At 30.9% G+C, this 19197-nt stretch carries 14 protein-coding genes and 1 pseudogene; 14 read left to right on the top strand and 1 reads right to left on the bottom strand.

Annotated elements, in window-relative coordinates:
- Positions 1–7: 7 nt before the first annotated feature.
- Complete coding sequence (gene leuA, locus BTURN675_RS00620; RefSeq protein WP_046288665.1) at positions 8–1579, bottom strand: 2-isopropylmalate synthase; 1572 nt, start codon at positions 1577–1579, stop codon at positions 8–10.
- 757 nt (positions 1580–2336) lie between these two features.
- On the opposite strand from leuA, the gene rsmH reads away from it, so the two are divergent.
- The 14 genes and pseudogenes from rsmH to lpxC all read left to right on the top strand — a co-directional run bounded on the left by rsmH (position 2337) and on the right by lpxC (position 19043).
- Positions 2337–3320, top strand: a complete 984-nt coding sequence (rsmH, locus tag BTURN675_RS00625) for a 16S rRNA (cytosine(1402)-N(4))-methyltransferase RsmH (RefSeq protein WP_046288666.1) — start codon at positions 2337–2339, stop codon at positions 3318–3320.
- Entirely contained in the window at positions 3317–3649 is a 333-nt protein-coding gene (gene ftsL, locus BTURN675_RS00630) for a cell division protein FtsL (RefSeq protein ID WP_046288667.1), read from the top strand. Before rsmH ends, ftsL begins: the two co-directional genes overlap by 4 nt.
- Positions 3650–3694: 45 nt before the next feature.
- Positions 3695–5446, top strand: coding sequence for a peptidoglycan glycosyltransferase FtsI (gene ftsI, locus BTURN675_RS00635; RefSeq protein WP_046288668.1), 1752 nt, complete (start codon positions 3695–3697; stop codon positions 5444–5446).
- 3 nt (positions 5447–5449) lie between these two features.
- A complete protein-coding gene (murE, locus tag BTURN675_RS00640; protein WP_046288669.1) occupies positions 5450–6946 on the top strand; it encodes a UDP-N-acetylmuramoyl-L-alanyl-D-glutamate--2,6-diaminopimelate ligase in 1497 nt (498 codons plus the stop codon).
- Positions 6943–8310 (top strand): UDP-N-acetylmuramoyl-tripeptide--D-alanyl-D-alanine ligase, encoded by a 1368-nt coding sequence (murF, locus tag BTURN675_RS00645; RefSeq protein WP_046288670.1) that lies wholly within the window; start codon positions 6943–6945, stop codon positions 8308–8310. The genes murE and murF overlap by 4 nt, the downstream gene beginning before the upstream one ends.
- The gene (gene mraY, locus BTURN675_RS00650) at positions 8300–9385 is read left to right on the top strand and encodes a phospho-N-acetylmuramoyl-pentapeptide-transferase (protein WP_046288671.1); all 1086 of its coding nucleotides are present in this window, start codon (positions 8300–8302) and stop codon (positions 9383–9385) included. The genes murF and mraY overlap by 11 nt, the downstream gene beginning before the upstream one ends.
- Before the next feature lie 3 nt (positions 9386–9388).
- Entirely contained in the window at positions 9389–10723 is a 1335-nt protein-coding gene (murD, locus tag BTURN675_RS00655; RefSeq protein ID WP_046288672.1) for a UDP-N-acetylmuramoyl-L-alanine--D-glutamate ligase, read from the top strand.
- Positions 10724–10727: 4 nt separating this feature from the next.
- Positions 10728–11921, top strand: coding sequence for a putative lipid II flippase FtsW (gene ftsW / locus BTURN675_RS00660; protein WP_052722568.1), 1194 nt, complete (start codon positions 10728–10730; stop codon positions 11919–11921).
- Positions 11918–12997, top strand: coding sequence for an undecaprenyldiphospho-muramoylpentapeptide beta-N-acetylglucosaminyltransferase (gene murG / locus BTURN675_RS00665; RefSeq protein ID WP_046288674.1), 1080 nt, complete (start codon positions 11918–11920; stop codon positions 12995–12997). Before ftsW ends, murG begins: the two co-directional genes overlap by 4 nt.
- Positions 12998–13064: 67 nt before the next feature.
- The gene (gene murC / locus BTURN675_RS00670) at positions 13065–14519 is read left to right on the top strand and encodes a UDP-N-acetylmuramate--L-alanine ligase (RefSeq protein ID WP_046289080.1); all 1455 of its coding nucleotides are present in this window, start codon (positions 13065–13067) and stop codon (positions 14517–14519) included.
- Positions 14520–14696: 177 nt separating this feature from the next.
- Positions 14697–15377 carry a cell division protein FtsQ/DivIB gene (locus tag BTURN675_RS00675; protein ID WP_082086674.1) on the top strand — a complete coding sequence of 227 codons (681 nt, stop codon included), beginning with the start codon at positions 14697–14699 and terminating at the stop codon, positions 15375–15377.
- Between the two features lie 49 nt (positions 15378–15426).
- Positions 15427–16689 (top strand): cell division protein FtsA, encoded by a 1263-nt coding sequence (ftsA, locus tag BTURN675_RS00680; protein ID WP_046288676.1) that lies wholly within the window; start codon positions 15427–15429, stop codon positions 16687–16689.
- Between the two features lie 99 nt (positions 16690–16788).
- Positions 16789–17766, top strand: a pseudogene (gene ftsZ / locus BTURN675_RS00685) (cell division protein FtsZ); the annotation flags it as partial.
- 362 nt (positions 17767–18128) lie between these two features.
- Positions 18129–19043 carry a UDP-3-O-acyl-N-acetylglucosamine deacetylase gene (lpxC, locus tag BTURN675_RS00690; RefSeq protein ID WP_046289081.1) on the top strand — a complete coding sequence of 305 codons (915 nt, stop codon included), beginning with the start codon at positions 18129–18131 and terminating at the stop codon, positions 19041–19043.
- Positions 19044–19197 lie beyond the last annotated feature (154 nt).

The raw sequence follows: 19197 nt of genomic DNA on the forward strand, positions 1-19197 counted from the left end.
TGTTTTATTATTTTCCTGATATAATGTTTTTATTATTGTATTGTAATTTTTGTCGTTTGATTTCTACTTGTTGTACCAGCCAAATGTTGTTTAAAGCATTTACCATGGCCTTTGTGGAAGATTCAATGATATCTATAGCTAATCCCACTCCATGGAAGCATCTTTTTTTGTATGTTACTACAACATCTACTTGTCCTAGTGCATCTCGTCCGTGTCCTTTAGAGGTCAATTGATATTTTTCTAAATTAATAGACAAGCCTGTGATATTATTTAAAGCTTCGTATATTGCAGCTATTGGTCCATTTCCTGTTGCAGATTTTGAGTGGGTGGTGTTACCACATTTTAATTTTACTGAAGCTACAGCAAGGTTGAAAGATCTTGATTGAATATTGTAATATTCCAAATGAAAGTATTCTGGTTGTTCTTCTTGGTTGTTTATAAAGGCTAATGCTTCTAAATCATAGTCAAAGACTTGTCCTTTTTTGTCAGCTAATTTTAAAAATACTTCGTATAGTTTGTTCATATCATAATCGCTATCTTGATAGCCCATTTTGTTCATATGATGTTTTACTGCTGCACGGCCAGATCGTGAAGTGAGATTGAATTTTGCTTCTTGTACTCCAATACTGCTCGGTTCGATAATTTCATAATTTTTTCTGTTTTTTAAAACACCATCTTGATGAATACCAGATGAATGTGAAAAAGCATTATTGCCGACAATTGCTTTATTTATTGGGATAGGTACATTACATAGTTGACTAATTATTTGACTAGTTCTATAAATTTCTTGATGTTTAATATTGGTGTATGCTTTCAGTAATGGTTTATGTATTTTGATGGCCATGATTACTTCTTCCAAGGCTGTATTTCCTGCTCGTTCCCCGATGCCATTTATAGTGCCTTCAATTTGTCTAGCGCCAGCTTGTATAGCGGTGATGGAATTCCCCACAGCCATTCCTAAATCATCATGACAGTGTACTGAAATAATAGCTTGGTCTATGACAGGAACACGGTTGTATAGTGTTTTTATTATTTTTTTGAATTGACATGGAATTGTGTATCCTACTGTATCCGGGATATTAATGGTTTTAGCTCCTGCTTTTATAGCAGCTTCTACAATATAACATAAGTTATCTATTTGAGTTCTTCCAGCATCTTCGCAGGAGAATTCTACATCGTCGGTGTATTTTCTTGCATATTTAATTGCATAAATAGCCATTTCTACAATTTGTTTGAAATTTTTTTTTAATTTGGATTGTATATGTAAATTTGATGTACCTAAAAATATATGAATTCGAAAATTACTGGCTATTTTTAATGCTTCTGCGGCAACATCAATATCTTTATCAATACATCTAGCTAATCCGCATATGCAACTGTTTTTTATTTTTTGTGCTATAGTATGTACTGATTCAAAATCTCCCGGTGAAGAAATTGGGAATCCAACTTCCATGATATCTACTCCTAATTTTTCAAGAGCAAATGCGATTTGCAATTTTTGTTTAACGTTTAAACTGACTTGTAATGATTGTTCACCATCACGTAGCGTTGTATCAAAAATAATTATTTTTTGTTCCATGCTTGGTCCTTCGTTTATTTAACATCAATATTTTAAATTTACAGTATATATTATTTTTATTTAATAATTGCGATTGCGTATAAAATATGATGAAATAAAAAAATAACAAATTATAAATATAAAATTTAAATATTTTATTATGAAAATATTCTTGCCTGATTATATATAATTTGTCAACTATTAATATAGTGAAATTATATTGGAGATTCATGTTTTTATCTGTTTAATGTTTTTCAAATAGGTGATTTTATATGTATGTAACATAATTTTTGTTTTTTTGTTTTATTTCAAATAGCATTTATTATTATAATGAATGTGATACTTAACAGTTATAACAAAATATATTGATTATATCTTTAATAATTTAATTGTAATTATTTTTTATTTTTTGTAATTTCTTGTTAAAAAATAGTTGTTAATTATTTTGAGGTTGTTGGCGATGTGTATTTAGAATATTTGTATTTATGGTTAATAAATTGTAAGAAATAGAAGTATGTTTTAAGTTTTATTTTTTTAATATTTTTTAATATTTTAAGTGAAATATTATTGTTAAATTATTTTAATATAGTTGTTATTGCGTAATTTTCAGGAGTATATTTAAACAATAATTATTTAATTTTTTAATATTTAATATTCATTTGTTAATTAGTTTTATTAATAGTTATTAAATTATATTAGTGGATTTGATTTTTAATAATTTAATTTGTGTTAAAATATAAAAAATATCATTTTTATCTATTAATTATAATTGTATTTTATGTCAATAAAAGATTTTAAACGTGTTGTGTTATTATGTGAAGTTTTAAAATTTTTAAATATTATTTCTGATGGAATTTACATTGATGCCACTTTTGGTCAAGGCGGCCATTCTGAAGGAATTTTATCTTATTTAAGTAAACAAGGGCGATTGTTTGCTATTGATCGTGATTATGCTGCAGTTCGAATCGGTAAAATTATTGCTAAACGCGATCACCGAGTAACTGTTATTCATGGTCAATTTTCTAAATTATTTCAATATATGAAAACTCATAATTTGATTGGGAAAGTAAATGGAATTTTGTTTGATTTAGGGGTGTCTAGATTGCAATTAGAGGATAATAATCGTGGTTTTTCATTTAAAAACAATGGTTTGTTAGATATGCGAATGGATACTAATTCCAGTTTATCAGCTTCTTTATGGTTGCGTACAGCTTCATTGAAGAGAATTGTTTGGGTATTAACGACATTTGGAGAGGAAAGGTTTGCTAAAAGAATTGCGAATGCTATTGTTACATATAGAAAACATAAAAATTTAATTTATACGCATGAATTGGTAAAATTGATTACGAGTTCTGTACCATATTATGATAAACATAAGCATCCTGCAACGCGTACTTTTCAAGCTATTCGAATGTATATTAATAATGAATTATCTGAAATTCAAGATGTATTACAGGCAGCCTTGCTTGTTTTAGCTCCTGGCGGGAGGTTGTTGGTAATTAGTTTTCATTCTTTAGAAGATCGTATTGTAAAATATTTTATTCGTGCACACAGCTTACCATCATTAATATTAAATAAATCTAATTCTGATATACAGTATAATGATACTTTTGAGAAGAAATTTTTCACAAATTCAAACAATAATCAATATAAGTATTATTTAAAATTTATAAAGAGGGTATTTCCTTCGAAAAGTGAAATTCAATATAATATATCCGCAAGGAGTGCAGTTTTACGTTGTGCTGAAAAGGTAGTAATATGATGAATAATAACTTTGGTAGATTGCCTAATCTTGTTAGAATTATTTGTTGTGATTTATTTTATCGTGCTAGATTGTGTCTTATTTTGTTATTTTTAGTTATATGTTCAGGAATTTCTGTGGTTATAATGACGTATAAGACACGAGAATTGATTATGTTTAGTGAACAAATAGTATTAGAAAAAGATGCCTTAGAAATAGAAAATCATCATTTAATGCTTGAAGAAAAAGTATTGGGGGATTTAACTCGTATTGAGTCTTTTGCTATTAAAAAACTTAATATGAAGTATGTAGATCCTTATGAAGAAATCGGAATTTATTATTATAACTAGATATTTGATAGATATTACAATTTTTGTTTTGAGTGATTATTTTTTATGAAATTAAAATATCATAAAGTTTATAATGATTTTTCTGATTTTCGTTTTTTTTCTTTATATATATTCATTTTTTTGTTATTTGTAGTATTAATAGTGCGGATTGTTTATTTGCAGTTAATTAATCATGATTGGTTATTACGTGAAGGTGATATTCGTTCTTTACGTAACCAACGAGTGGATATTACTAGAGGTATGATTCGAGACCGCGTGGGTCGATTACTTGCGGTTAGTGTACCTGTATATGCGGTGTGTGCTAATCCTAAAGAATTAATTAAAGATGAGTTATTAAATATGTTTGTTGGTTCAAAGTGGCAAGTGTTTTCTGATGTATTGTCTATGCCGTTAAATCAAATTTCTTCTCGTATACGTTTACGTTCTAATGATAATTTTGTATATTTGGCTCGTCAAATTAGTTCATCAACAGGTGAGTATATTTTAAATCTTAAATTACCAGGTATTTATTTATCTAAAGAATCTAGAAGATATTACCCTTGTTCTCAAATTACAGCTCATATTATAGGTTTTACTGATATAGATGGTTATGGTATTGAAGGAGTTGAAAAAAGTTTCAATAGTTTATTACAAGGTGTTCCTGGTCAAAGAATAGTAAGACAAGATCCTAGTGGAAAAGTGATTGAACATGTTTCTTCTGTAGATAGACGATTAGCCAATAATTTATTTTTAAGCATTGATGAACGTTTACAAAATTTAGTGTATCGTGAATTAAATCATGCAGTGATTGCACATAAAGCAGAATCAGGTAGTGCTGTGTTAATAGATGTCAATACAGGTGAAGTGTTAGCTATGGTTAATAGTCCATCTTATAATCCTAATAATTTATCTGTTGCGGCTAAACGTTTTATTCGTAATCGTGCTATTACTGATTTATTTGAACCTGGTTCAACAATAAAACCTGTTGTGATAATAGCGGCATTACAGCAAGGAATTATACAAGAGGATAGCGTACTTAATACATTACCTTATTTTATTAATGGGTATCAAATTAAGGATGTTGTTCGTTATGAACGATTAAGTATTAAAGATATTTTGCAAAAGTCAAGTAATGTTGGTGTTTCTAAGTTAGCATTGAATATGCCGTGTTCTGTTTTAGTAGATGCGTATTTACAATTTGGAATTGGAGTGAAAACAAATTTGGGATTGGTAGGAGAGGCTTATAGTTCGTCTTTTTGTAAAAATCATTATTCTGATATAGAACGAGCTACATTATCATATGGTTATGGTTTGATGGTTACACCATTGCAGTTAGCGAAAGTATATGCCACAATTGGGAGCATGGGAATTTCACGACCGATTTCTATTGTTCGAATAGAAAAATCTACCATAGTGTCAGGTAAACAAATTTTTCCTGCGTCATTAGTACGTACTGTATTAAATATGATGAATACTGTATCGTTATCTATTGGAAATAATGTTGAGGATAGCTATAAGTATCGTATTGCTATTAAAACAGGCACTGTTAAGAAAATCAATCAAAGTGGAAAATATGTTAATAAGTATATTGCATATGCTGCTGGTGTTGCTCCAATATATCAACCTAAATTTTCTTTAGTGGTTGTGATTAATGAACCTAAATCTGGTCAATATTATGGAGGTATAGTATCTGCACCTGTTTTTGAGAAGATTATGAAAGGTGTTTTTCGCATCACAGATATGACACTTAATCAAAAGGTATCTGCTGGAGATGTGTTTGATGATAATTTTTTCTTCGAAAGTTATAGGAAATCTTAAATTATGCATATTTGTAATAATTTACAAACATTATTATCTTTATGTAAAGTTCATGGCCCGGTGGTTTTTATTAAAGCTATAAAGTTAGATAGTCGTCATATATTTCCTGGCGATTTATTTATAGCGCTTTATGGTTATCAATTTGATGGACGGAATTATATCATGGATGCTATTAGGAATGGGGCGCATGCAGTTATATCTGAGTCTGATGGTAAATTCGATCATGGTTATATATATTATATTGATAACATACCAATTATTAATTTGAATAATATTAAATATTATTTATCGTTAATATCTGGAAAATTTTATAATTATCCTTCATTATCATTAAATTTAGTAGGTATTACGGGCACCAATGGTAAAACTACTGTTGCTCATTTGTTATTTCAATGGGTAAATTTATTATCTGAAAAAAGTGCTGTCATGGGTACTATTGGTAACGGAATGGTTAATGGTTTGTCTTATTCTGTAAATACAACTTCCTCTCCTGTTGAGATTCAAAAAATGTTGGCGTATTTTCTTCAGAAAGGTGTTACTTTTGTTTCTATGGAAGTATCGTCACATGGTTTGGTGCAAAATAGGGTTCGTGATTTATATTTTCGAGCCGCAGTATTTACTAATTTAAGTCACGATCATTTAGATTATCACGGTGACATAAAATCTTATGAAGCGGCAAAGTGGATTTTATTTAGTGAATTAGATGTGAAAGAATATATTATTAACGCTGATGATATTATTGGGTTTAGATGGTTGTTGAAATTAAATCAAGGCACTGCAGTGACATGGCGTAGAAAGTTACCGAGAAATTGGTCTGGTAAGTGGCTGCATATTATTTCAGTTAATAATGTTTCTGGTGGATTTGATGTTGTTTTCGATTCTGTTTGGGGGTATGGTGTGATTCATAGTCAGTTAATAGGAGCGTATAATGTTAGTAATTTGTTATTAGCTTTAGCTACATTGTTGACATTAAATTATCCCTTATCTATTTTATTAGATACAGCACCGTACTTAAAATCTATTTGTGGTCGCATGGAAGTATTTAGATCAGCAGGTTACCCCACAGTAGTAGTAGATTATGCGCATAATCCGGAGGCTTTGAGAAATGTATTATTGGAAATCAGAGCTCATTGTTTTGGTAAAATATGGTGTGTGTTTGGTTGTGGTGGAGGTCGAGATGCAACAAAAAGGCCTATAATGGGAAATATTGCAGAAAGATATTCTGATTGTGTAATTATTACTGATGATAATCCTCGTACCGAAGAATCTAAAAAAATTATAAGTGATATTAAATCTGGGTTTGTAGACATAAACTCAGGACGCATACAGATTATTCAGCAGCGTGAAGAAGCATTGAGGGCGGCTGTTTTTCAGGCCACATCAAAAGATTGGGTATTAGTAGCTGGTAAAGGACATGAAAATTATCAAATTATTGGGAATAGTAAAATAATATATTCTGATCAAGTTATTATAAAAAATTTATTGAGTATAGTAACGTGATTTCTTTTGCATTGTCGGAAATTGCATCAATAATAGGTGCTGAATGGATTGGGCAAGATAGAATCATTGAAACAGTAACTATTGATTCTAGAAAAATTACTCAGCGATGTTTATTTGTGGCGTTAGAAGGTCATCGTTTTGATGGCCATCATTTTATTTCACAGGCGGTTTTTAATGGCGCTTATGCTGTGTTAGTACATCGTTATTCAAAATTGGAGGTTCCTCAATTAATAGTTGAGGATACTCGACGTGCTTTTTCTCAACTAGCTGCTTGGGTTCGTCGGCAGGTTTCGTGTAAAATCATAGCAATAACTGGCTCCAGTGGTAAAACTTCAGTGAAGGAAATGACAGCTTCTATTTTGTCTCAGCGTGGAAAAATTGTAGTAACTCAAGAAAATTTTAATAATGATATTGGGGTATCTTTAACATTATTATGTTTAACCAATGAAGATGATTTTGCAGTAATTGAATTAGGTTCGAGTAGTTTTGGGGAAATTGCCTGGAGTAGTAGTTTGGTGTTTCCAGATATTGTATTAGTAAATAATATTTTTTCCTCTCATTTATCAGGTTTTGGTTCTTTGGTTGGTGTTGCGATAGCTAAAGGTGAAATTTTTTCTAGTTTGCCAAATTCGGGAGTATGTGTTTTAAATGCTGATAATAATGCTTGTTTGTTATGGAAGCATTTATTGTTATATCGGAAAGTTGTATATTTCTCACTTCAACGGCGAGATAAAGTAGATTTTTTTGCTAGTAGTATTGTTTATTCTTGGAACAGTATTAGTTTTATTTTGCATACACCACTTGGTAGTGCTGTGGTTACTTTGTTAGTGTTAGGAAAGCATAGTGTGTCCAATGCTTTAGCTGCTAGTGTGTTAGCATTTTTTGCAGGAGCAACATTGCAAGAGATAGTGTTAGGGTTAGAAAAAGTGCGTCCTTTGCCTGGCAGGTTGTTTCCTATTGTTTTGGGTATAGGAAAATTGTTATTGGATGATAGTTATAATGCTAATGTTGGTTCTATGATTGCATCTATTGATGTGTTAAATAGAATGGCAGGTTATCGTGTTATTGTAGTGGGTGATATGTTAGAATTAGGGGGGTTACATGAGGTTCAATGTCATCGTGATATTGGTAAGTTTATTGCAGTAACGAATATTCATCAAGTGTTTAGTATTGGATGTATGAGTTGTTTTATTAGTTATTATAGCGGTCGGGGTGAACATTTTTATAGTTATAATATGTTGATTTCTCGTATTGTTCAGGTATTTAAGATGCATGATAGAGTTACAGTATTAATTAAAGGATCGCGTAGTATGTTGATGGATCAGTTAGTAATGGTATTACGGGAGATATTATATGGTGCTTGAATTAGTTGAATATTGTTTTAAATTTTACTCTAATAATAGTGGTGTGTTTTCGCATGTAACGTTTCGTTCATTTTTTAGTTTGTTAAGTGCTTGGTTAATATCGTTATGGATTGGTCCATATTTAATTACTTTATTGAAAAAATTAAAAATAAATCAAGTGATACGTACTAATGGTCCATCGTCTCATAGCTTAAAACAGGGCACACCCACGATGGGTGGTGTTATGATTTTATTTTCTATTATTTTGTCAATATTATTGTGGAGTAATTTATGTAATCATTATATTTGGTATGTGATATGTATATTGGTGTTTTATGGTTGTGTTGGTTTTTTAGATGATTATTACAAAATCTTAAAAAAAAATAGTTGTGGATTAAGTGCGTTATCGAAATATTGTTTGTTATCAATAATTGCATTATTATTAATGAGTATAGTTTTTATGTTAGAGAAAAATATGATTAGTACACGATTAACGGTACCTTTTTTTAGTAATGTTATTATCGAATTAGGAGTATGGTATATTATTTTTGGTTATTTAGTGGTTGTTGGTACTAGTAATGCTGTTAATTTATCAGATGGTTTAGATGGTTTGGTTATTTTTCCTATAGTATGCATTGCTATTGGTTTAGGTATAATAGCATTGGTGTCTAGTAATATATATTTTGCTAATTATTTTTCTGTTCAGTATTGTGTTTTTGTTAGAGAGTTGGTAGTAGTTTGTAGTTCTATTATTGGGGCAGGACTTGGTTTTTTATGGTTTAATGCATATCCTGCACGAATTTTTATGGGGGATGTTGGTTCTTTATCTCTTGGTGGAGCGATTGGAGTGATTGCTGTATTATTGCATCAGGAAATTGTGTTATGTATTATGGGTGGTGTGTTTGTGTTAGAAACTTTTTCAGTTATTATTCAGGTATGTTTTTTTAAATTTTATGGTTATCGTATATTTCAAATGGCTCCCATTCATCATCATTTTGAACTACAAGGATCTCCAGAACCTCGTATTGTGGTTAGGTTTTGGATTGTTAATTGTGTTTTAGTTTTAATTGGTTTAATAGTATTGAAGGTATGTTAATTTATGGTTAATTATCGAAAAGCTCGAATTGTTATTGTAGGATTAGGTCTGACTGGTTTATCGTGTGTCAAGTTTTTTTTAGATCGAGGTGTGGTTCCTAAAGTCATGGATACTCAATATTTTCCTCGATGTTTACATCAGTTACCGAAAGATATTAAATGTTGTTTAGGAAGATTAAATGAAGAGTGGTTATTAGATGCGACATTGATTGTTGTAAGTCCTGGAGTGTCATTATCGGATCCAATTTTGGTACGAGCTTTAAATGCAGGAATAGAGATTATTGGTGATATAGAGTTGTTTGTGCGTGAAACTGATACACCTATAATTGCTATTACTGGTTCTAGTGGTAAAAGTACAGTGGTTAGGTTATTGTCAAATATGGCCATTTGTGCTGGTTTGATAGTAGGTGTTGGTGGGAATATTGGTGTTCCTGTGTTGATGTTATTGAATAAATGTTATCAATTATATATTTTGGAAATATCTAGTTTTCAATTAGAAACCACCACCAGTCTATGTTCTGTTGCATCGACAATTTTAAATATTTCACATGATCATATGAACCGATATTCGTCTGATTTATTACAATATCATACTACGAAGTTAAAGATATATAATAATGCAAAAGTATGTTTGGTCAATGCTTCTGATCCATTAACTTTTCCTGTATCATCTAGAGATCATCATCGTTGTTACTGTGTTAGTTTTGGTGATGAATTTGGTGATTATCATATAGGTTGGCAGTCTGACAGATATTGTTTAATGAAACATAATACATTATTGTTATATTGTTCTGAAATGAAAATATCGGGTCGTCATAATTATATGAATGCGTTAGCCGCTTTGGCTTTAGCGGATATCATGATGATTCCTCGTAAGTGTTCTTTGTTAGTTTTGCGTAATTTTTCTGGTTTATCGCATTGTTTAGAATTAGTACATGAAAAAAATGGAATACGTTGGATTAATGATTCTAAGGCGACTAATATTAGTAGCACTATTGCAGCGATAAGAAGTGTATCAATATTTAACAAGGGAACATTGCATATATTATTAGGAGGTGACGGTAAGCGTGTTGATTTTTTCCCTTTAGGATATTGGATGAAAAATGATAGAATATCAATGTATTGTTTTGGTAAAGATGCAGTATCTTTAGGAGAGTTAAGGTCATATGATGATACGATCATAACTGAAAGTATGGAGCAATCAATATGTATTATTAGCACTCGAGTAAAGAAAAATGATGTTGTATTATTATCTCCTGCTTGTTCTAGTTTAGATCAGTTTGAAAGTTTTAAGATGCGTGGTCATATATTTTCTCAATTAGTTAAGAAAATTGGGTAGTAGTTTGTTGATAAATTTATTGATTAAAAAGTTGAAATATTTATTGACATTTCGTTTAAATTCATCTCCAATTGTATTATTATACGATCGATTGTTACTGTGGCTAATATTATGTTTATCTTGTATTGGTTTAATTATGGTGACTTCGTCGTCTATGTTTGTTGGAATAAAATATTTCAATGATTCGTTGTATTTTTTAAAACGTGAAATATTGTATTATTTTTTATCAGGTTTGTTATCTGTATGTGTTTTATATTTTCCTATTTATATTTGGCAACGTTTTAGTTTTTTTTTATTGTTAATTACTTTAATAATACTATTATTAATACCAATATTTGGTTATTCAATTAATGGGGCTTCACGTTGGATAATATATGGATATTTTCATATACAGCCATCGGAATTATTGAAATTAACATTTTTTTGTTATTTTGCTAATTATTTAGATAAAATGAAAGGTGTGTTTATAAATATTTTAGATATTTGTGAACCAGTAATTATAATTTTTATTTTTTTTTTATTATTATTAATGCAACCTGATTTTGGTGCAGTAATTATTTTCATTCTTACTATATTATCTGTTTTATTTATTTCTGGTATTTTATGGTGGAAGTTTTTATTTTTAGTTAGTTTTATCATACTATTAGTTGTTTTATTAATTTTTGAGCAACCGTATCGTATATATCGTATAATTTCTTTTTGGAATCCATGGCTTGATCCATTTGGGGGTGGATATCAGTTAATCCAATCATTAGTTGCATTTGGTCGTGGTGAATTTTTTGGACAAGGATTGGGTAATTCTATTCAAAAATTTGAATATTTACCAGAAGCTTATAGTGATTTTATATTTTCGATTATTGCTGAAGAGCTTGGATTTTTGGGTGTATTGTTAATATTGTTCATGATGATTCTAGTTATTTTTAGAGGTATGTTAATATCGTATAAAGCATTTAAAATGCGTCAATTGTTTTTTGCTTATTTATCTTCTGCTATTAATTTTTGTTTTTCATTTCAAGTATTAATTAATATAGGGACTGTTACTGGGATGTTACCTACCAAGGGATCTACATTACCATTGATTAGTTATGGTGGTTCTAGTTTTTTAGTTGCTTTTTTATCTATTGTATTTTTGTTGAGAATAGATTTTGAGCTTCGTGTTATTGATGATCAGGCTTTTATTAAAGGATTTGTTGAATGACGAAAAATTCAAAACGTTTGTTAATAACCGGGGGTGGTACTGGTGGTCATATATTTCCAGGATTGGCGGTGGCTCATTATTTAATTAAGGAATATGGATGGAAGGTATATTGGTTGGGTTCTATTGGTCATTTAGAGGCTGATATTGTTCCTAAAAATGGTATTCAGATTAATTTTATTCATGCGATTGGTTTTTGTGGAAAGAGTTGGTATAAACAATTAATATCGTTATTGTTTTTTTGTTTTTCAGTTTTGAAAGCAAGAAGTATTATTCGTTTTTGGAAACCAGATATTATATTAGGTGTAGGTGGATATGTTTCTGCGCCAGTTGGGGTTGCTGCTTGGTTTTGCGGTTGTCCTGTGATTGTACATGAGCAAAATTCTGTTGCTGGATTGGCCAATCGTTTTTTAGCTATGACAGTAGCTAAAAAAGTTTTACAGGCGTTTCCTAATGCTTTTTCATATGCTGAAACAGTTGGTAATCCAATTCGTGATGTTATATTAGATATTAAAGATCCTGAAGATCGTTTGTGTAATAGAGTGGGTCCTGTTCGTTTATTAATAATAGGTGGCAGTCAAGGTGCTCAGATATTTAATCACATGATGCCAAGGATTCTTTCAGTTGTTATTAATCAATTTATTATTTGGCATCAGGTTGGTAAAGGAAACATACAAGAAGTGTATCATTTTTATAGTGATTTAGTAAAACAAGATGTGTATAAAATTATAGAATTTATTGATGATATCGCTTTTGCTTATGAGTGGGCTGATATAGTAATTTGTCGTTCTGGTGCATTAACGGTAAGTGAAATTTCTTCTGTTGGTGTACCAGCTATATTTGTACCGTTTGCACATAGAGATTGTCATCAATATTTGAATGCTTTGCCTTTGCAACAAATAGGTGCAGCGAAAATTATTAGTGAGCAAGAATTTACAGTTAACCATGTTTCTTACATATTACACACTTGGAGTGATCGTTCTTTGCTGTTAAAAATGGCGAAACGTGCTAAAATTTTAAGTATTCCTGATTCTACTGAGCAAATTGCGTATAGAATCAGATCATTACTTATTAGATGATATATTAAATGGTGATGGCATATATTTATTTATATTGAATTATAGTTATAAAATTGTGAATATAAATATGAAAAGTTCTAAAAGGTTAGAAATTGATTTATCTGAAATTGTTCCATGTATTCGTAAAATACATTTTATTGGTATTGGTGGTTCTGGTATGTGTGGTATTGCTAAAATTTTAGTGAGTGCAGGTTATAAGATTAGTGGTTCTGATTTAGTTTCAAATGAAATGATTATGCAGCTTATTACACTTGGTGTAAAAATTTTTTTTGATCATAAGTCTAAAAATATTTCTGGTGCGAATCTTGTAGTGATATCTAGTGCTATTCCTGTAGATAATCCGGAGGTTCTTGCTGCTAAGCGAGCTAGAATTTCAATAGTACATCGATCTGTGATTTTATCGGCTTTAATGCGATCTGTTTCTTGTAGTGTTGCTGTTGCTGGCACACATGGTAAAAGTACTACTACTGCGATGATAGTTAGTATTTATTGTGAATTGGGCTATGTGCCTACTTTTGTAAATGGAGGAATAATAAAATCATTAGGCACATCTGCCCATTTTGGTGATGTTCGTAATTTGATTGTAGAAGCAGATGAAAGCGATGCTTCATTTTTGAATTTATATCCAACTTTTGCAGTGATTACTAATATTGAGCCTGATCATATGGATACTTATCAAGGAGAATTAGAAAATTTAAAGATGGCATTTCTTAATTTTTTGCATAATTTACCATGTAATGGTAAGGCTATTTTGTGTCTTGATGATCCTGTTGTTCGAACATTGTTGCCTTATATTAATAGAAAAGTTATTACATATGGTTTTAGTAAGGATGCTGATTTGTATATTAGTAATTATTCTCAGAATATGAATAAAAATAATTTCATTTTATGTAGAAAAAATATGGTCACTTTAGATATAGTTACAAAGATTCCTGGTCGTCATAATGCACTTAATACTGCAGCGGCTATAGCTTTAGCAGTGGAATCTGGCATTGATGATAATAGTATATTACGGGCTGTGTTACAATTTCAGGGTGTTAATAGGCGGTTTGATATTTTAGGTATGTACGATCTTAAATATTTTAATAAACAATCTGGTGAGGTGATATTAGTAGATGATTATGGTCATCATCCAATTGAGTTGTATGCTACTATTGAAACAATTCGTTCTGGTTGGCCTAACAAACGTGTAGTGATGGTATTTCAACCCCATCGTTTTACCCGGATACGAGATTTATATGATGATTTTGTGCAGGTGTTATCTACGGTGGATGTTTTATTAATTTTGGATGTTTATTCCGCTGGTGAGATGTTCATTCCTGGTTATGATAGTATTTCTTTATGTGCAACAATTCATAAATATGGTAAAATAGATCCATTTTTGGTGTCTGAGGAGGTATTGTTTTATGCGTTATCATCGATTTTAAAAGATAAAGATTTTCTTGTGATGCAGGGGGCTGGAACAATTGGAAATATAGCACAAAGATTGTTTAATTATGATCGGTTGAGCGATATGTCTTGATTGTAGTGATTTTTTTAGTGAATATAGATGAAAAATATTACAATATTTAATGATTTATGTATTATTAATATGTATTGATTGTATTAATGACATGATATCAAGAAATGTATTGTGAGATATTTTAATGTAATCAGAAATATATTTTTAAGATGGATATATTTTTTAATATTCTTTAGTATGATAGTGTTTGTTGTTTGTCGGTTGATATTTTGGATGCACCATACTAGTAGTTCCGTGCTGGTATTTAAGTTGGTGATTAGTGGGAATCGACGTTATACTACTGATGATGAGATTCGAAATGCCGTTTTGCGTGTTGCTCCGATGGGAACTTTTATAACTTATAATATAAATCTTGTTCAAAGAGAAATTAAAAGTTTGCCTTGGGTTAAGCAAGTAAGTGTTCGGAAGCAATGGCCGAATAAGTTAAAGGTTTATATTATTGAATATGTGCCAGTGGCGTATTGGAATTCTTCACATATGATGCTTACTAGAGATGCGGTAATTTTTACTATTCCTGAAAGTCGAATGAATCGGCAGTCATTTCCTATGTTGTTTGGTCCAGTAGGTACTGAAAGAGATGTACTGATTAATTATTATGTTTTTCTTGAGATTTTAAAATTTAATTTATATACACTGCAATCAGCCGGTATAGATAATCGTTATTCGTGGCACATAATATTAGAAAACGGTACTAGATTAATATTAGGTCGAAAATATTGTATTGAACGATTGCAACGTTTTGTCAAGTTTTATCCTATTTTTCTTAAGAAAAATATGTATAAAAACAACGAATTTGTTCATTATATTGATTTGCGTTATGAATCAGGTTTTTCTGTAAAGACCATACCGAATAAATAATTGAGAAAGAATTAATTGATATAATTTTATTATGTAAGGTCATGCTAGTATGGTTAAATTACTGGAAAAAAAGTTAGTTGTTGGTTTAGAAATAGGAACATCTAAAGTTTCTGCATTAATTGGTGAAATTTTATCTGATAATACGGTGAATGTTATTGGTGTTGGCAATGTGTTATCGCGAGGGATAGATAAAGGATGGATTAATGATTTAGAGTCTGTTATAAGTTGTGTGCAATGTGTTGTCAATCAAGCTGAATTAATGGGTAACTGTCAGGTTTCATCGATATATTTAGCTGTATCTGGTAGAAATATTAATTGTCAAAATGAAATAGGTATGGTTCCCCTTTTAGGGGAGGAGGTTACATTAGAGGATATTGAAAATGTAGTACATACAGCTAAATCTGTTAAAATACGTGATGAACATAGAATTCTTCATGTTATCCCCCAAGAATACGCGATTGATGCTCAAGAGGGTATTAAAAATCCGTTAGGTTTATCTGGCGTAAGAATGCAAGCCAAGGTGCATTTAATTACATGTCACAATGATATGGCTAAAAATATTATTAAATCTGTTGAACGGTGTGGTATAAACGTGGATCGACTAATATTTTCTGGTCTCGCTTCATCTTATGCAGTATTAACTCATGATGATCGTGAATTGGGAGTGTGTGTGGTGGATATTGGTAGTGGTACTATGGATATAGTAATTTATATTGGTGGTGCATTGCGATATACCAAAGTTATTCCTTATGCTGGTAATATAGTAACTAGTGATATTGCTTATGCTTTTGGAACATCTACAAGTGATGCAGAAAGTATTAAGGTACGTTATGGGTGTGCTTTGGAGTCTTTAGTTAATAAAGATGAAAATGTTGAATTGACAAGTATTAATGGCCGTTCTTCTCGTATTTTGCAGCGGCAAACATTAGCAACAATAATTGAACCAAGATATTATGAATTATTAACTTTAGTTAATAATGAGATAATTAAATTGCGTAATCAATTACGTTTTCGTGGTATAAAGTTTGACCTTTCGGGTGGTATTGTATTAACAGGTGGGGGTTCTAAGATAAATGGTTTAGTAAGTTGTGCAGAAAGAGTTTTTTCTGGTTTTCATATTCGTATTGGTAGTCCAATGTGTATCACTGATTTGACAGAGTGTGTTCAGAAGCCTGATTATTCTACTACTGTAGGTTTGTTGCATTACGGAAAAGAATTGCAAATAAATACTGCAACAGGGATTGGGAAAAATACTTTATTTAGTACATTGTTGAAAAAAATAAATCATTGGTTCAAAAAGGAGATTTGTTGAACATTAAGTTGTAAGTATTTTAGGTGAAATCGGCGTTAATTTTTAATAGGTAAGTGATAACATGGATAATGAGGTAATGATAAGTTATGGAGAAAAAATATGTTTGAACCGATAGAATTGACTACTGAAGCAATAATTAAAGTACTTGGAGTTGGTGGTGGTGGATGCAATGCTATTGAGCATATGGTGCACGAGAATATTGAAGGTGTTGATTTTTTAGCCATTAATACTGACGCTCAGGCATTGCGAAAGATGGATGTAAAGCAGATTATTCAAATTGGTAGTACTATTACTAAAGGATTAGGTGCTGGTGCTAATCCAGATGTAGGTCGCAATTCTGCAGAAGAAGATCGTGATGTATTACGAGGCGCGATAGAAGGAGCGGATATGTTATTTATTGCTGCTGGTATGGGTGGTGGCACTGGGACTGGTGCAGCACCAGTAGTTGCGTCTATTGCTAAAGATTTAAGTATTTTAACTGTAGCAGTAGTTACTAAACCATTTAGTTTTGAGGGCAAACGACGTATGGCTTTTGCTGAGCAGGGTATTTCTGAATTATCGAAATATGTTGACTCTTTAATTATCATTCCAAATGATAAATTATTAAAAGTATTAGGGAAAGGTATTTCTTTATTGGATGCTTTTCGTGTTGCTAATGATGTCTTAAAGGGAGCTGTGCAGGGTATTTCTGAATTAATTACACATCCTGGATTAATGAATGTTGATTTTGCTGATGTGCGTACGGTGATGTCTGAAATGGGATATGCTATGATGGGTACTGGGGTGGCATCCGGTGATAATCGTGCTGAGGAAGCCGCAGAGCTAGCTATATCGAGTCCTTTGTTAGAAGATATTGATTTATCTGGTGCTCGGGGTGTGCTTATTAATATTACTTCTGGTTTTGATTTACGTTTGGATGAATTTGAAATTATAGGTAATACTATACGCTCTGTGTCTTCTGATAATGCGATTGTTGTTATGGGTACTTCGTTAAATCCAGATATTAATAATGAATTACGTGTTACTATTGTAGCAACTGGTATTGGTATTGATAAGCCTTCAGAAATAATGTTGGTAGCAGGCAATAATCAAGATAAAGAACATGGACAGAGAGCTGTGGATAAAAACCATTATCGAACTCCTGTTAAAGAATATGCTGCTACGTCTCTTTCAGGTCACAGTTATTCATCTGATGTTTTAAGTCAAAAAAGTTTATCAGTTAACAAGAATAAAGAGAATGAATCAGATTATTTAGATATTCCAACTTTTTTACGTAGACAGATAGATTAATATAATGTGATGGTTGTATGAGTTATTTTGTTTCGTGTTATGATGTTTAATTAATTTATGTGCTTTCTTATGTTATTGTATGATAAATATGGTAAATTTATGGATCTATGCTTCGATAATAAAAATACATGACATAATAGGAAATAGTGATTGTGAGACAACGGACAGTAAAGCGTACTGTCAAAATAAATGGCATTGGATTGCACACTGGTCGGAAAGTTACATTAACTTTGCATCCTGCGTTAGAAAATACTGGAATTATTTATCGTCGTGTTGATTTGAATCCTCCTACAATGTTTCAGGTTAGTAGTATGTTAGTAGGAGATACTAAATTATGTACTTGTTTGGTTAATGAATATGGTGTTCGTGTTTCTACTGTTGAACATTTAAGTGCAGCGCAAGCTGGATTAGGTATTGATAATATTGTAGTGGAGATTAATGCTCCCGAAATTCCCATTATGGATGGCAGTGCTGTTCCTTTTGTCAGTTTATTGTTAGATGCGGGTATTACAGAGCTTAATAGTGCAAAGAAATTTATTCGTGTTAAACGAATGATACGGGTAGAGGATGGAGATAAATGGGCGAAATTAGTGCCATATGATGGTTTTACATTAGATTTTACTATTGATTTTAATCATCCTGCTATTGATCCTAATTTGCAACATTATTTTTTTGATTTTTCTGTAGAATCTTTTATATATAAAATTAGTCCTGCGCGCACTTTTGGTTTTATTAAAGATGTAAAACAATTACAATCTTCTGATTTAGTTCTTGGGGGTAGTTTAGATTGTGCTATTGTGGTTGATGATCATCAAATTTTGAATAAGGATGGTTTGCGTTTTAAAAATGAATTTGTTCGACATAAGATGTTGGATGCGATAGGTGATTTATTTATTTGTGGTTATAATTTAATTGGTTCTTTTGTTGGTTTTAAATCTGGTCATGCGTTAAATAATAAATTGTTGAAAACGTTATTAGCATCTCAAGAGTCATGGGAATTTGTGACTTTTAATAATGAATCAGATCTTCCTTATGTTTTTGGTTTTCCTCATGGTGTTATTTAAAAATGGAATATTAATATTCTTTTGTGTATGCAAAAATATATTTTTTTTAAAATGATTTCAATATATTACTAAATTAATATTTATAATTATGCATTAGTGATTTTTCATTATATTTTTATGTTTTTTTAGGTATTATTTTGTTGTGAGTGTAGTT

It is taken from the genome of Blochmannia endosymbiont of Polyrhachis (Hedomyrma) turneri (assembly GCF_000973505.1).
Taxonomy (GTDB): Bacteria; Pseudomonadota; Gammaproteobacteria; order Enterobacterales; family Enterobacteriaceae; genus Blochmanniella.

Coding starts and splice junctions, on each gene's coding strand:
- leuA (WP_046288665.1), bottom strand. CDS start 1,579: ATGGAACAAAAAATAATTATTTTTGATACAACGCTACGTGATGGTGAA.
- rsmH (WP_046288666.1), top strand. CDS start 2,337: ATGTCAATAAAAGATTTTAAACGTGTTGTGTTATTATGTGAAGTTTTA.
- ftsL (WP_046288667.1), top strand. CDS start 3,317: ATGATGAATAATAACTTTGGTAGATTGCCTAATCTTGTTAGAATTATT.
- ftsI (WP_046288668.1), top strand. CDS start 3,695: ATGAAATTAAAATATCATAAAGTTTATAATGATTTTTCTGATTTTCGT.
- murE (WP_046288669.1), top strand. CDS start 5,450: ATGCATATTTGTAATAATTTACAAACATTATTATCTTTATGTAAAGTT.
- mraY (WP_046288671.1), top strand. CDS start 8,300: ATGGTGCTTGAATTAGTTGAATATTGTTTTAAATTTTACTCTAATAAT.
- murD (WP_046288672.1), top strand. CDS start 9,389: ATGGTTAATTATCGAAAAGCTCGAATTGTTATTGTAGGATTAGGTCTG.
- murG (WP_046288674.1), top strand. CDS start 11,918: ATGACGAAAAATTCAAAACGTTTGTTAATAACCGGGGGTGGTACTGGT.
- murC (WP_046289080.1), top strand. CDS start 13,065: ATGAAAAGTTCTAAAAGGTTAGAAATTGATTTATCTGAAATTGTTCCA.
- BTURN675_RS00675 (WP_082086674.1), top strand. CDS start 14,697: ATGATAGTGTTTGTTGTTTGTCGGTTGATATTTTGGATGCACCATACT.
- ftsA (WP_046288676.1), top strand. CDS start 15,427: ATGGTTAAATTACTGGAAAAAAAGTTAGTTGTTGGTTTAGAAATAGGA.